This window comes from Bacteroides sp. ET489 (genome assembly GCF_030518095.1).
Classification (GTDB): Bacteria; Bacteroidota; Bacteroidia; order Bacteroidales; family Bacteroidaceae; genus Bacteroides; species Bacteroides ndongoniae.
In genome coordinates this window covers 202,457-217,106 of sequence record NZ_JAULLJ010000003.1, presented here as the reverse complement: position 1 = coordinate 217,106, position 14,650 = coordinate 202,457, and the positions used below count along the sequence as shown (strand labels likewise).

General features: G+C 54.7%; 9 protein-coding genes and 1 tRNA gene. 4 read left to right on the top strand and 6 right to left on the bottom strand.

The features are described 5' to 3' along the window. The first annotated feature begins 60 nt into the window (after window positions 1-60). On the top strand, window positions 61-1,359 hold the full coding sequence (locus Q3C19_RS03165; RefSeq protein ID WP_302727191.1) for a DUF4010 domain-containing protein: 1,299 nt from the start codon (window positions 61-63) through the stop codon (window positions 1,357-1,359). A 213-nt stretch (window positions 1,360-1,572) separates the two neighbouring features. Further along, window positions 1,573-4,128 carry a TonB-dependent receptor gene (locus Q3C19_RS03160; RefSeq protein WP_277120816.1) on the top strand — a complete coding sequence of 852 codons (2,556 nt, stop codon included), beginning with the start codon at window positions 1,573-1,575 and terminating at the stop codon, window positions 4,126-4,128. Between the two features lie 269 nt (window positions 4,129-4,397). On the opposite strand, the gene Q3C19_RS03155 is transcribed toward Q3C19_RS03160, so the two are convergent. The 4 genes from Q3C19_RS03155 to Q3C19_RS03140 form a co-directional block, all read right to left on the bottom strand. Continuing rightward, window positions 4,398-4,479, bottom strand: a tRNA-Leu gene (locus tag Q3C19_RS03155). A 134-nt stretch (window positions 4,480-4,613) separates the two neighbouring features. Beyond that, window positions 4,614-5,624: a S41 family peptidase gene (locus tag Q3C19_RS03150; protein ID WP_302727188.1), complete on the bottom strand. Its 1,011-nt coding sequence runs from the start codon at window positions 5,622-5,624 to the stop codon at window positions 4,614-4,616. 12 nt (window positions 5,625-5,636) lie between these two features. Beyond that, on the bottom strand, window positions 5,637-6,482 hold the full coding sequence (locus Q3C19_RS03145) for a DUF3316 domain-containing protein (protein ID WP_302727186.1): 846 nt from the start codon (window positions 6,480-6,482) through the stop codon (window positions 5,637-5,639). 120 nt (window positions 6,483-6,602) lie between these two features. Continuing rightward, on the bottom strand, window positions 6,603-9,287 hold the full coding sequence (locus Q3C19_RS03140) for a DNA gyrase/topoisomerase IV subunit A (protein ID WP_302727184.1): 2,685 nt from the start codon (window positions 9,285-9,287) through the stop codon (window positions 6,603-6,605). A 414-nt stretch (window positions 9,288-9,701) separates the two neighbouring features. Between Q3C19_RS03140 and Q3C19_RS03135 the strand changes: the two genes are divergently transcribed. Together Q3C19_RS03135 and Q3C19_RS03130 are read left to right on the top strand one after the other, a co-directional pair. Then, complete coding sequence (locus tag Q3C19_RS03135) at window positions 9,702-11,243, top strand: glycine--tRNA ligase (protein ID WP_022163863.1); 1,542 nt, start codon at window positions 9,702-9,704, stop codon at window positions 11,241-11,243. A 165-nt stretch (window positions 11,244-11,408) separates the two neighbouring features. Further along, window positions 11,409-12,035: an FKBP-type peptidyl-prolyl cis-trans isomerase gene (locus tag Q3C19_RS03130; protein WP_302727182.1), complete on the top strand. Its 627-nt coding sequence runs from the start codon at window positions 11,409-11,411 to the stop codon at window positions 12,033-12,035. A gap of 158 nt (window positions 12,036-12,193) precedes the next feature. Here Q3C19_RS03130 and Q3C19_RS03125 read toward each other — a convergent pair whose 3' ends face one another. Further along, a complete protein-coding gene (locus tag Q3C19_RS03125) occupies window positions 12,194-13,024 on the bottom strand; it encodes an ATPase (RefSeq protein WP_302727180.1) in 831 nt (276 codons plus the stop codon). Between the two features lie 158 nt (window positions 13,025-13,182). Further along, window positions 13,183-14,514: an AmpG family muropeptide MFS transporter gene (locus Q3C19_RS03120; protein ID WP_302727178.1), complete on the bottom strand. Its 1,332-nt coding sequence runs from the start codon at window positions 14,512-14,514 to the stop codon at window positions 13,183-13,185. Between the last annotated feature and the right edge of the window lie 136 nt (window positions 14,515-14,650).

The window sequence follows — 14,650 nt, the reverse complement described above, 5'->3', positions numbered from 1 at the left end:
TTAAGTATAATTCTGTGGTTGTACAAAAGAAGTACGAAAGATGCATATTAAATGATAGCTATGGAGAAACTTTATCAATACCTGCCCCGCGAACTGGTCACCTTCGTACTGGTGACCCTCTTCTCCCTGCTCATCGGGCTTTCGCAACGGCGCATCAGCCTGAAGCACGAAGGCGAGACTACGCTCTTCGGAACCGACCGCACGTTTACTTTCATCGGTATTCTGGGTTATCTGCTTTATATCCTCGACCCCGTGGACTATCGTCTGTTTATGGGTGGTGGGGCTGTGCTGGGTGTGCTATTGGCACTGAACTATTACGTCAAGCAGACGCAGTACCGCGTATTCGGGGTGACGACCATCGTCATCGCCCTTATCACCTATTGCATTGCCCCCATCGTGGCCACGCAGCCTTCGTGGTTCTACATCATGGTGGTGGTCACCGTGTTGCTGTTCACCGAACTGAAACATACCTTTACCGAGCTGGCACAGCGCATGAAGAACGACGAAATGATTACGTTGGCCAAGTTCCTCGCCATCAGTGGTATCATACTGCCGATGCTGCCCGATGAACCTCTGATTCCGGGCATTAAGCTGACGCCTTACAGCATCTGGCTGGCTACGGTGGTGGTGTCGGGCATTTCCTACCTTTCGTACCTGTTGCGGCGCTATGTGTTCCGCGAGTCGGGCATCTTGGTGTCGGGCATCATCGGCGGACTATACAGCAGTACGGCTACCATTTCGGTGCTGGCCCGCAAGAGTCGGGGAGCTTCGGCACAGGAGGCACCCGAGTATGTAGCTGCCATGCTGCTGGCGGTGAGCATGATGTTTCTGCGTTTCCTCATCCTGATAGGCATCTTCAGCCGCGAAACGCTACTGACCATCTATCCCTACCTGCTGGGCATGTCGGTCGTGTCGGCTGGGGCGGCATGGTATCTGCACCTGCGCCGCAAGCGTACGAATGAAGCCGGGCAGAGCGAGGAGGAAGAAGACAGCCGCAACCCGCTTGAGTTCAAGGTGGCTCTGATTTTTGCGGGGCTGTTTGTGGTGTTTACCGTGCTGACGCACTATACGTTGCTCTATGCCGGTACGGGCGGTCTGACGTTGCTGTCTTTCGTTTCCGGTTTCAGCGACATTACCCCGTTCATCCTGAACCTGCTGCAAGGTACGGGCGGCGTGGCCACGCTTGTCATTACGGCATGCAGCATGCAGGCCATTGTCAGCAACATTGCCGTCAACATGTGTTACGCCCTTTTCTTTGCGGGGCGGGGCAGTGCGCTGCGTGTTTGGATACTGAAAGGCTTCGGTTGCGTGATTGCCGTTAACGTATGTCTGCTCCTGCTTTTCTATCTTATAAAGTAGCTTAAACTATCCCAATGTGCATCATTCTGGAAAATCGGTGCAGAAGCAATTGTACCGGCTGACTTGCGAATTCGTGTAGTTTTGCCTTTTTTAACTCCGAAACTCTCGTAACTATCGGAAAACGTTCTATTTTTGCCCAGTCGTATGTAAGAAGAGAGGCATACGGCCAGAACAATACATCAACAAACAGACAGTAGGTTATTTAAAAAGAGTATGAAAAGCGCTAAACGCATGATGAAGTGCTGTGTACTGCTGTGGATGCTCGTCGGAGTATCGGCCGTAGCAGTGGCACAGGGCACGGCGGCTACTTTCCAGATCAAGGGAGTGCTGCTCGATTCGCTCACCCACGAAGGCGAGCCGTATGCTACCATCCGAGTGGCTAAGAAAGAGAAACCGCAGCAGGCGGTGAAAATGCTGGTGTCGGACATGAAAGGTGAATTCCGCGAGAAGGTGCCCGGCACAGGAAACTTTGTGCTGACCATCACTTCGGTGGGACGCAACCCCATTGTGAAAAACTTTACCGTCAAGGCCGGCGAGAAGCTGGTAGACTTCGGAACCCTCTACGTCACCGATGCCTCGAACGAACTGGGCCAGGTGGAAGTAGTAGCACAGAAGCCGCTGGTGAAGGCCGACATTGACAAAATAGAATACAACGTGAAGGACGACCCCGACTCGGAGACTAACTCGCTGCTCGAAATGCTTCGCAAGGTACCCCTGGTGACCGTGGACGGAGAAGACAACATCAAAGTGAACGGAAGCAGCTCCTTCAAGGTCTACGTGAACGGCAAGCCCAACAACATGATGAGCAACAACCCCACCGAAGTGCTGAAGAGCATGCCCGCCAACACCATCAAGCACATTGAGGTCATCACCAACCCCGGCCCTAAATACGATGCCGAGGGCGTGGGTGGTATCCTGAACATCGTGACTGAGGGTAGCGGATTCGAAGGCTACACGGTGACCGTAAGCGGCAACGTCAGCAACCGCGGCGCCGGAGGCGGACTGTTCGGCACCGTGCAGAAAGGAAAACTGACCGTAAGCGCGCGCTACAACTACAACTATAACGACTCGCCCCGCAGCTATTCGGGCGGTTCGCAGCGTGCCACCGAGGTTTCTGCCGACGTGGCCAACTTGGATTACGACGGAAGCAGCGAAAGCAACTATTCGTTCCAGTCGGGCAGCATGGAAGCCAGTTACGAGATCGACTCGCTGAACCTGATTTCGGCCTCTTTCGGCCTGTGGGGCGGCGGCAGCAACAGCAACGGTGGTAGTGCCTATCGCGGATTCTCGCCGCTGGACAACCACCTGCTCTACCAGTATGGCATCGGCAGCCGGAGCGAGTCGTCGTGGTACTCCATCGACGGAGGTATCGACTATCAGAAGTTGTCGCGTACGGTGGCAGGCCGCATGCTGACGTTCTCGTACAAAATCAATACCCGCCCGCAAACCTCGGACGCTTACTCCGAATACGGCATTGCCTTCGGCGAAACCGACTGGGCCGACTACCTGCGACGCTTGCAGGACCAGCACACCGACGGCAGTCAGAACACTACCGAACATACCTTCCAGGCCGACTACACTACGCCCATCGGCAAGCTGCACACCATAGAGACGGGCGTGAAGTACATCCTGCGCAACAACGCTTCGGACAACGACCGCTATCTGCGCACGGCTGCCGAAATCAACTCGGATTATCAGTTCGACGAGGAGTACAGCATGCACTACCGTCATCGCAACGACATTCTGGCTGCCTACCTGGGCTACGGACTGAAGTGGGAAAAGCTTTCGGGCCGTCTGGGCGTGCGCTACGAACATACCATCGAAGACGTGGAATACCTGCTGGGCCGTGGCGACGACTTCCGCAAGAACTACGACGACGTAGTGCCTTCTGCCTCGCTGGGGTGGAAGTTGAGCGACCTGTCGAACCTGCGCCTGGGCTACAACATGCGCATCTATCGTCCGAGCATCAGTTATCTGAATCCTTACCTCGACGATATGAACCCCTCCAACCTCCGTCGGGGTAATCCCGAGCTGGAGAGCGAGCATAGCCATGCTTTCGACCTCAGCTACAGCAACTTCACACAGAAGTTCAACATCAATCTGACTGCCCGCTATTCGTTTACGAACAACAGCATCAACTCCGTCACCAGTCTGGTGTCCGAGGACGATATTCCCGGGCTGGACGAAAGCAAGAAGACGGGCAAAGACGTGCTCTACACCACCTACCGGAACATCGGCAAGAACCGTAACTTCAGTCTGAGCGGCTATATCAACTGGAACGCCACGAAGAATACGCGTATCTACACCAACCTGTATGGCAACTACGTCGACGTGAAAGGCGCACAGGGACTGCAGAACAGCGGTTGGAGCTTCTTCGGCTACGGCGGAGCGCAGCAGACCTTCAAGTACGACTGGCGATTGAGTCTGAATGTCTTCGGCCAGACTCCGTGGATTATGTTGCAGGGAAAAGGTAGCAGTTACTTCGGCTATAGCCTGAGTCTGAACAAGTCGTTCATGGAACGGCGGTTGTCGCTTTCGGCTTTTGCCAGCAACTTCCTGAAGAAGTACAACCGTAACGAGTCGCACATCGAGGGACAGGGCTTCGTTTACGACACGTGGAACAAATATCCGCAAATGCGCTTCGGTGTCAGCATCAGCTACCGCATCGGCGAACTGAAAGCTACCGTAAAGAAAGCAGCACGCACTATCTCGAACGATGATGTGAAGTCGGGCGAAAGCAGCGGAGCTTCCGGCGGCGGAATGGAGTAAAAACAGACGGTTTACAGGACACTTGTACGGCTCGCGAGCGACACTTGCACGGCTTGCGAGCCGTACTTGTGTTTCTCCCGAGCCACACAAGTGTTGTTCGCGAGCCACACTTGCGTCGCTCAAACCCCTGTCCAGAGGGCTTGTGGCGGGGCTTGCTCCGGTCGTAGACAGGGCGGCGGCATGCCGGCGGAACAGACCTTCGGGTATGGGCAAAAAAAGAAGATGCACCCCGATTGAGGTGCATCTTCTTTTTTCCTTCAGCGAAGGAGTGCGGGTGATAGGACTCGAACCTACACGCCTTGCGGCACCAGATCCTAAGTCTGGCGCGGCTGCCAATTACGCCACACCCGCCGGGGGCTAATTTGGTTTAGCGGGGGCAAAGATAATAAGATTTTCGGTTGTGCCAAACTCTTTGACAAAGATTTTGGCGGTTGCGAGGCATAAACTGCGTCTGTACGATGCCTTCAGGCCGTTTGCAGGAAGGCTTACTGCCCCGACTTCAGCAGCTGGCGGGCCCGTTCGATGATGGTGTCTATGCCTTTGCTCTGGTCTGCTTCGTCCATGTCGATGTGAATGTCGGGGTCGATGCCGAACTCAATCTGTTCCATCTGCGCATTCAGGTGCGGACTGGCCGAGAAACGCACCGCCCAGCCGTTGGGCAACTCCGACGAGAAGGGCAGGCCCGAACCGCCTCCGGTCTTGTCGCCCACGAGGGTGACGCCGGGCAGCACACTCATCGAGTTGACAAAGTCGTTGGTGGCGCTGTAGGCGTGGCGGTTGGTCAGTACCACCGTCTGTTTCTGCCAGCGGATGCTGTTCGAAGGCTCCAGGTAGATAGGTTCGGGGTCGGAGAAATCGTTGTGACCCTTGCCGGTCTTGTGCTGTATGTAGCCCGTCAGTATCCGTTCGTTGGTAAATCGGGCTGCAATGCGGCTGGCATAGGTAAGATTGCCTCCTCCGTTGTTTCGCACGTCGATGATGAGGCCGTTGCAGATGGAGAGGTACGACAGGGCTTCGTCCAGATTGCCGTCGCCCACGCCCGACGAGAAGTCGCCGTAGTAGATGTAGCCGATGTTATCGTCGAGGATGCGGTATTTCATTCCGCCCGAGATGCGGTAGTCGCGTCCTAGGTATTGCTCGATGATGGCTTCGTCGAAATTGCGCGGGTAGTCCAGATACCAGTCCCAGTATCGGGCGGTGTTCGAGGCACTGTACAGGTTGACGTGTCCGTCCTTCAGTTCGGCCAGCATGTTGCCCAGCACTTCGAACAGGCCGTCGTTGCTCATGCCCGGACTGATCAGGGGCTGATACTTGTCGTGGATGGCGTCCCAGTCTATCTGCTTATAGTCGAGGAAGCAGTATTGCTCGTCGATGATTTTCCAAAGGGCTTCGAAGTTGCCCTGCGGGGTATTGTCGAATTCTTCTTCGCGGATGCAGCCGCCTGCCAGCACAAGCAGGGACAGCAGCAGGCTGTATAGGGTATAACGGGTTTTCATAAGGCTTTCGGTTTATTTGTTGCGCATCAGGTAGAGTTCTTTCACGAAGCCCACCATGAATACGTGCGAGTACGTATGTGTGCGGATGTCGTTGATGCTGGACTGTTGTGCGTCCCACAGATAGGCCAGGCGCATTTTGACGCGTCCTACGGGGAAGTCGGCCGTCAGCATCTGCCGCAGCGAGGGCTGGTTGTGCAGCGAGGTGAAGCGAACCACTCCGCCGGCATTGCCCAAGGAGAATATTTCGTAGTACGACTGTCCGTAGTGGGGCGAGAACATCAGACCCATGACGGGCAGGTTCAGCTGGTAACGCAGCGTGATGGGGTAGTTGCGGATGCGCAGGTTCCAGATGGCCATGCCCGATGCGGCCAGGTTGACGTAGGCACGTGCCTGTGCGGGGTTGTTGCCGTTGCGCATGTTGTAGACGAAGCCTCCGTTCAGCTCGCCCGCAGCTCCGGCCAGCAGGCGGAAGTTGTCGGTCAGGCGGAAGTTGTAGTGCAGGGCATAGTTCCAGTTGAGCAGGGCGTTTACGGTGTTGTTATTGTCCGCACGGTTGTGCGTGTAGCCCAGATTGCCTTGGAAGAAGGTCTGGCGCGAGATGTTGCCGTCCAGCCAGTGGGTCATGCGCATGCTTTCGCGTGCGATGCGGAACTCAATGCCCCGATACTCCTGTGGCGACAGGTAGGTATCGAATACGTTGGTGGCCCCCACACCGTACAGTGTTGCGCGGGTGATGAAGCGGCTCTTTGCCGCCGAGTCGGCCTTCAGTGCCTGCACGGCTTGCTGTTCGGGGCTTTGTGCCGCCAGCGTGGTGCAGCCGAGCAGGGTCAGGATTAGGTATAAAAATCTGTGGTTCATCTTATTCTTTAAAGAAATGTCCGGGGCATCCCGCATTTCGTAATTCTTTATTCTTTATTTTCCATTCGCTTCGCTTAAAACCTTTTTTGTTGTTTCAGTAAAGGCATAGTCCTGATTTCCTTAGAAGAGTTTCATCTGTCCCGTTATCTCGTCGATGATGTCGCCTTCGCTCTTGTCGCGGTCGGGGTCCAGGTTTTCGGGCTCTTCGTCGGGAGTGTTGCCGGCGTTGTCGTCGGGCAGTTCGGGCTGACGGGTGGGCTCCAGCTCGTTGATGGTCTCTACGGTGAAGGTCGTCAGACGCTTTCCCTTGGCCTTGAAGCCCTTCACGGCGATGAACTCGTCGGCTTCGACTACCAATGGTTCGCGGAAGCTGTCGTGTCCGCCGAATACTACTTCCAGGCGCGGATAGTATTCGTCGGTCAACAGAATGAGGCGGTTGTTCTTGTTCTCGCCCAGGTAGTTCTGCTTGCGGGTGAAGGGTTCGAAGCAGAAACGTTTGATGTAGGGATAGTTCTGCTGGTCGGCATCGTAGAGGACGGCGGTCCACACCTTGTCGGGACTGAATTTCTCGATGATGCGGATGTTGTCTTCGTAATGGTTGTTGACGTCGAAGTTGGTGGTATAGAAGTCTCCGTTGTTCAGCACCACCAGGATGAGTTCGTCGCTCTGGAATTCGCCCAGGTAGTCGCCTCGCCCGTCGTAGTTCAGGCGCAACACGTCGCTGTCGAACCATACTTTTCGTCCGCCCAGGGTGGAGCCTCCCCGTTGCTTCAGGCTGATTTTGTGCACCGGGTTGCGGGTCAGAATGTTTCCGATGGCCTGCCGTCCCTTGATGCCTATCTTGCTGAAGTCTTCCTCGAAGATGATCTTGCGCAGGCGCGGGTTGGGCTTCAGGGTGACTTTGATGATTTCGGCCTCGCCGTTGGGGTTGGCAGTGAAGTAGGTGATGCGCGAGTCGGGGGTGCCTTGGGTGACGTCGTACTCGCGGTCGCGCACAACGGAGGTCACGGCAAAGCGCTTGATGTAAGTGGTGCCTTCCTTGCCGTCGCGGTAGCACAGGTTGTAGATGGTGCGCTTGTCGTTCTTCTTGAACACGTTGGCATAGAGTATGTTCTTGCCCACGAACTTCTTGTCGGCCACGGGGGTGACAAGGTAGCGTCCGTCGCGGAAGAAGATGATGACGTCGTCCAAGTTGGAGCAGTTGGCCAGGAACTCGTCTTTCTTCAGACTGGTTCCGATGAAGCCCTCCTCGCGGTTGATGTATAGTTTTTCGTTGGCCTCGACTACTTTGGCCGAGTCTATGGTGTCGAAGTTGCGCAGCTCGGTGCGGCGGGGGAAGTTCTTGCCGTACTTGTTTTGCAGCATGCGGAACCAGTCGACGGTGTATTCCACGATGTTGTCCAGGTGGCGGTCAATCTCTTCGATGTCGGCTTTCATGCGGGCGATGGCTTCTTCGGCCTTGTCGGAGTTGAACTTAAGGATGCGCGCCATCTTGATTTCCATCAGTCGCAGGATGTCGTCCTTGGTCACCTCGCGTACGAAGGTGGGGTAATAGGGCGTCAGGCGCAGGTCGATGTGCTCGCAGGCGGCGTCCATGTTCGGGGCCTGTTCGAACTCGCGGTCCTTGTAGATGCGCTCTTCGATAAATACTTTTTCGAGCGAGGCGAAGTGCAGGCTTTCCATGATTTCGCCACGGCGTATCTGGAGTTCGCGGCGAAGCAGGGCCAGGGTGTTGTCCACGGACTTGCGCAGCACGTCGCTCACGGTGAGGAAGTGGGGCTTTTGTCCGTCGATGACGCAGCAGTTGGGCGAGATGCTCACCTCGCAGTCGGTGAAGGCGTACAGGGCGTCGATGGTTTTGTCCGACGACACGCCGGGAGCCAGGTGGACGAGTATCTCGACGTTGCCCGAGGTAAGGTCTTCCACCTTCTTCACCTTGATTTTGCCCTTTTCGCTGGCTTTTACGATGGAGTCGCACACGCTTGCCACGGTTTTGCCGTAGGGAATTTCGCGGATGGCGAGGGTCTTGTTGTCAATCTTCTCGATGCGTGCGCGGATGCGTACGGCACCTCCCCGTTCGCCGTCGTTGTACTTGCTGACGTCGATGCTGCCTCCGGTCTGGAAGTCGGGGTAGAGTTGGAATTCCTCGTGATGCAGGTAGCGGACGGCGGCGTCGCACAGCTCGTTGAAGTTGTGCGGCAGTATCTTCGACGACAGTCCCACGGCGATGCCTTCGACCCCCTGAACCAGCAGCAGCGGGAACTTGACGGGCAGGGTGACGGGTTCGCGGTTGCGTCCGTCGTACGACAGCTTCCACTCGGTGGTCTTGGGGTTGAACACCACGTCGAGGGCGAACTTCGAGAGGCGTGCTTCGATGTAACGGGGGGCAGCGGCACTATCGCCGGTCAGTATGTTTCCCCAGTTACCTTGGCAGTCGATGAGGAGGTCCTTCTGTCCGAGCTGCACCAGCGCGTCGCCGATGGAGGCGTCGCCGTGGGGGTGGAACTGCATGGTGTGCCCCACGATGTTGGCCACCTTGTTGTAGCGGCCGTCTTCCATGCGGCGCATGGAGTGCAGGATGCGGCGTTGCACGGGCTTCAGTCCGTCGAGGATGTGCGGCACGGCGCGTTCCAGTATGACGTACGAGGCGTAGTCCAGAAACCAGTTCTGGTACATGCCGCTCAGCTGGTGTTTCGCGTTGGCATCTTTCGTGTCGGCGGGTTTGTAGTCGGAGTGTTCTTCGCTGCCTGCTTCGTTGAAGTCTTTTTCCAAATCGTCTTTCGGTTCGTCCAAGTTTTCGCTCATATTCTATCGGGGAATTGTCAATGTCGTTACGGAAATTTTTTCTGTTGCAGGCAAAATTACGAAAATTATCGGGATTTTGTGCAGTGAAACCGAAGAATACACCCCTATTTCTCGATTTTTGCCCCCTGTTTCGCAAGTGTTTCTCCCCCCTTTGTTCCACACTTGCACGGCTCGCGAGCAACACTTGTACGGCTCGCGAGCCGTGCAAGTGTCCCACAAATGGAATGCAAGTGTGGCTCGAAGGCCTTGCGTGCATGCCTCTCCGCAGGGGGTAAGGGCAGGAGGCAGAGGCTGAAGGGGTGCGTAAATTTTCAATTATTAAGTCCTTGCACGGTGCTACATATTGGATAAATATCTATCTTTGTGGCGTTTTAAACGAGAATTAGCAATAAAATTAATCGATATTTTAAGAAAATGGCACAAGAAGACGTTTTTAAGAAACTTGTATCACACTGCAAGGAGTATGGTTTTGTGTTCCCCAGCAGCGAAATCTACGACGGGCTGGGAGCCGTGTATGACTACGGACAGAATGGTGTGGAACTGAAAAACAACATCAAGCAATACTGGTGGCAGAGCATGGTGCTGCTCCACGAAAACATCGTGGGCATCGACTCGGCCATCTTCATGCACCCCACAATATGGAAGGCCAGCGGACACGTGGATGCGTTCAACGACCCGCTCATCGACAACCGTGACTCGAAGAAACGTTATCGTGCCGATGTTCTTATCGAAGACCAAATAGCCAAGTACGACGAAAAAATCAATAAGGAAGTGGCTAAGGCTGCCAAGAAGTTTGGCGACGCCTTCGACGAGGCTCAGTTCCGCAGCACCAATGCCCGTGTGCTGGAACATCAGGCCAAGCGCGACGCCCTGCACCAACGCTACTCCGACGCGATGAACGCCGGTCCCGACCTGAACGAATTGCGTCAGATCATCCTCGACGAAGAAATCGTATGCCCCATCAGCGGTACGAAGAACTGGACTGAAGTACGTCAGTTCAACCTGATGTTCTCTACCGAAATGGGTTCGACTGCCGACGGCTCCATGAAGGTATACCTCCGTCCCGAGACAGCACAAGGTATCTTCGTCAACTACCTGAACGTGCAGAAGACGGGCCGTATGAAGATCCCTTTCGGTATCGCCCAGATAGGAAAAGCATTCCGTAACGAGATTGTAGCCCGTCAGTTCATCTTCCGCATGCGCGAGTTCGAACAGATGGAAATGCAGTTCTTCGTAAAACCCGGCACCGAGCTCGAATGGTTCAAGAAGTGGAAAGAAATCCGCCTGAAATGGCACAAGGCTCTGGGCTTTGGCGACGATCACTACCGCTACCACGACCACGAAAAACTGGCTCACTACGCCAACGCCGCTACCGACATCGAATTCCTGATGCCCTTCGGTTTCAAGGAAGTGGAAGGTATCCACAGCCGTACCAACTTCGACCTCTCGCAACACGAGAAGTTCTCGGGCAAGAACATCAAGTACTTCGATCCCGAAACCAACGAAAGCTACACACCGTACGTCATCGAGACTTCAATCGGTGTCGACCGTATGTTCCTCAGCATCATGTCGGCTTCTTATAAGGAAGAGCAGCTCGAAAACGGCGAAAGCCGCGTAGTGCTGAAGTTGCCCGCTGCCCTGGCTCCGGTGAAACTGGCCGTGATGCCGCTTGTCAAGAAAGACGGACTGCCCGAGAAGGCACGCGAGATTATCGACGCACTGAAGTTCCACTTCAACTGCCAGTACGACGAGAAAGACTCCATCGGCAAGCGCTACCGTCGTCAGGATGCCATCGGTACTCCGTACTGCGTCACTGTCGACCATCAGACACTCGAAGACAACTGCGTCACACTGCGCAACCGCGACACGATGCAGCAAGAACGTGTGGCCATCGCCGACCTTGACCGTCTGATTGCCGATCGCGTCAGCATCACTTCACTGCTGAAGACACTGTAATTTTTTAGTTGATAAGTTGACGGGTTGACAAGTGAACAAGGCTACAAAGATGAAGGAGGCAGAGGATGAAAGAATATTCTGCTTATCCGCTTCCCTTGTTAACTCGTTAACTTGTCAACTCCTCAACTTGTTAACATGTCAACTCGTTAACTAAAAATAATCCATATGAACAAATGTCTTTTATACCTATCCCTCTTCCTGTTTCTGTCGGTAGGCTTTGCCGCTTGCGATGAGGTAGAAGAAGTGGGCGAGTACGACAACTGGGAGCCGCGCAATACTGCCTTTATCGACTCTATTCACGCCCTTGCTGCCGACCGTCTGCTGCCCCTGAACGCAGCGCAGGAAGAAGCGGACAAGTTCGAACCGGGCGAAATGTTCGGTTTGGAGACTACGGCAAGCACCACTGCGGGCAAGCAGTATGTGTATTGCAAGAAGATTGTAAAAAATACGGCAGGTGCCGTGCCTGTATATACCAATACCGTAGAGACTCACTATTACGGTACGCTGATTACGGGTGATACCTTTGGTGGTACGTTTGAGGGGTATGCAGCAACTGACTGCGGTGTACTTGATCCTGAGACAAAGGCACCAACAGCTTTTGATAGCCCTACTGCTTATTCGGTAAGTGGTGCTTATTGGGGGACGGGATGGGTGTCGGCCCTTCAGTATATGCATGTAGGTGAACGTTGGATGCTTTATATTCCCTATCAAAGTGGATATGGCACAGGAACTTCTTCCCTTTTAGAAAATTCTGCTTTCACTTATGATTTGCAGTTAGAAAGCATTGAATAAACCTGCTTTCCGTTATAAATAAATTGACGCAGGCTTACACGGAATTGATGCGTACAGGGATTTTCAGATAATCCTTGGCTGATATTCGGTGTAAGCCTGCGTTTTTTGTACGCTGTGGCCGTTTGCATAGTTCCTTCCCCCATTGTACAAAAACTGCCTTAGGCATGAAATCCGATCAGTCCCTCCAGCGGACTTTTTACGACTTGTCCCAGGCGGATGCCCTCGGCTTCGGCAGCCTCGGCCAGCAGCGGTTGGTAATGGAAGGCGATGGAACCCGTGAAGTGGACCTCGTACCGGCGATAGTCGTAGTGCTTCACGTTGCGGCACAGAAAGGCGCGGAAGCTGTCCGTCACCAGACGATGCACGCAAGGTTCCTGCAAGTGTCCGGCCAGGAAGGGCGACAGGCCTGCCAGAAAACGGTTGGGGAACGGACGGCGATAGACGCGGTCGATAATCTCGGCGGGCGTAAGGTCGTACTTCGACAGGAATTCGTCCTTCAGTGCCGCCGGCATCTGCCCTTTCAGCAGGTCGCCCACTAATAGTTTTCCCAGACAGGCACCGCTGCCTTCGTCGCCCAGGATGAAGCCTAAGGGCGATACATTGGCCTCAATTTCGCGACCGTTGTAGAAGCACGAGTTCGAGCCCGTGCCCAGTATGCAGGCAATGCCCGCCTCGTGTCCGCACAAGGCACGTGCAGCGGCCAGCATGTCGGTGCAGACCTCTACGGCATCGGTGCCAAGGCTGCGAGTCAAGGCACGGCGCACGGCCTCTGCCTTATCGTTGATGCAGCCCGCACCGTAGAAGTGCACGCTGTCGGGGCACAACCCGTCCAGCCGGGGCAACAGCTCGCTGGTGATTTCCTGTTCTATTTCCTCCTCTGTCTGAAAGTACGGGTTGATGCCCCGTGTAGTCAGTTGTTTCAGCGGTTTCCCGCCTTCGGCCACGCACCAGTCGGTCTTGGTGGAGCCGCTGTCGGCTAAAAGTATCATATTTTAGTTTTTAAGTTTTTAAGTTTTTTAGTTTATGAGTTCATAAGTTTTTTAAGTTGGTGAGTTTTTAAGTTTATGAGTTCTACCGTTATAAGTAGCGCATCATACCCACTCAAAACTTATAAACTCATAAACTAAAAAACTCAAAAACTTAAAATTTACTGTCTTTTCCCAAATTCCGGTTCTATCTGTTTTCTCACCAGCAGTGCCGCTACGATGCCCGGTACGGTGCAGAGGCAAACCCACACGAAGAAGGTGGAGTAGCCCATCGTTTCCTGCAGCCAGCCGGCGGGCATCCCGGGCAGCATCATGCCCAGCGCCATGAAGCCGGTGCCGATGGCATAGTGTGCCGTCTTGTGTTCGCCTTCGGCTATATATATAAGGTATAGCGTATAGGCGGTGAAGCCGAAGCCGTAACCTAGTTGCTCCACGGCTACGCAAAGTGCCGTGACCCATGCGCTGTCGGGCGTAGCAACGGCCAGCCAGACGTAAAGCAGGTCGGGCAGGTTGATGGCCAGTGCCATGGGCAGCAGCCAGCGACGAAAACCGTGGCGCGACACCAGCAGTCCGCTGACTATACCGCCAACCAGCAACGCCGCCACACCCAGTGTGCCGTATATCATACCCACGGAGGCTGTGTCCAGTCCTAAGCCACCTGCCTCGCGACTGTCCAGCAGGAAGGGCGAAGCTATCTTGACCAGTTGCGACTCGCCCAAGCGATAGGTCAGCAGGAAGAAAAACATCAGACCGATGTGCTTCTTGCGAAAGAAACTGACGAATGTCTGCACAAAGTCCTTCAGCAGCTTGCCGGCCGAAAGTTCGGGACGGCGTACGTCGGTGTCGGGGCGGGGCAGGACGAAGCGGTGGTACAGGGTAATCGCAATGAACAGACCCGCCATGAAGTAGAACGTCAGGCTCCATGCCAGTGGAATGTTCCCGCCCGATGTTTCCAGCCATCCGGCCAGCATCACCAGGATGCCTTGCCCGAAGATATTGGCCAGGCGGTAGAACGTGTTGCGGATGCCCACGAAGAACGACTGTTCGCCCGTGGTCAGTCCCAGCATGTAGAAGCCGTCGGCGGCAATGTCGTGCGTGGCCGAGCCGAAGGCCATCAGCCAGAAGCAGGCCAGTGTAGCCTGTACATAATGGTCGGTGGGGATGAAAAAGGCGATGCCCGCCATCGAGGCAGCTATCAATGCCTGCATGGTGGTTATCCACCAGCGTTTGGTCTTGATGAGGTCCACAAAGGGGCTCCACAGCGGCTTGATGGTCCAGGGCAGGTAGAGCCACGAGGTGTAGAGGGCAATTTCCGTGTTGCTAAGTCCCAGCCGCTTGTACAGGATGACGGCCAAGGTCATCACAGCTACGTATGGCAGCCCTTCGGCAAAGTAGAGGGTGGGGATCCATAGCCAGGGCTTGTGGGGCCTCACCCCCGACCCCTCTCCCAAGGAGAGGGGGGGAGTGGGTGTGTGTTTTTTGTTATTGCTCATAGTTGTTCTTTCTTTCTATATATGTATTCTATTTTAATTCCTCTCTTCCAAATAGAAGGGGAGGAGTAGGTGCATTTTTTATTCTTGTTTATGGTCGCTTTCTCTCTATAAGTATTCTATCCTAATTCCCCTCTCC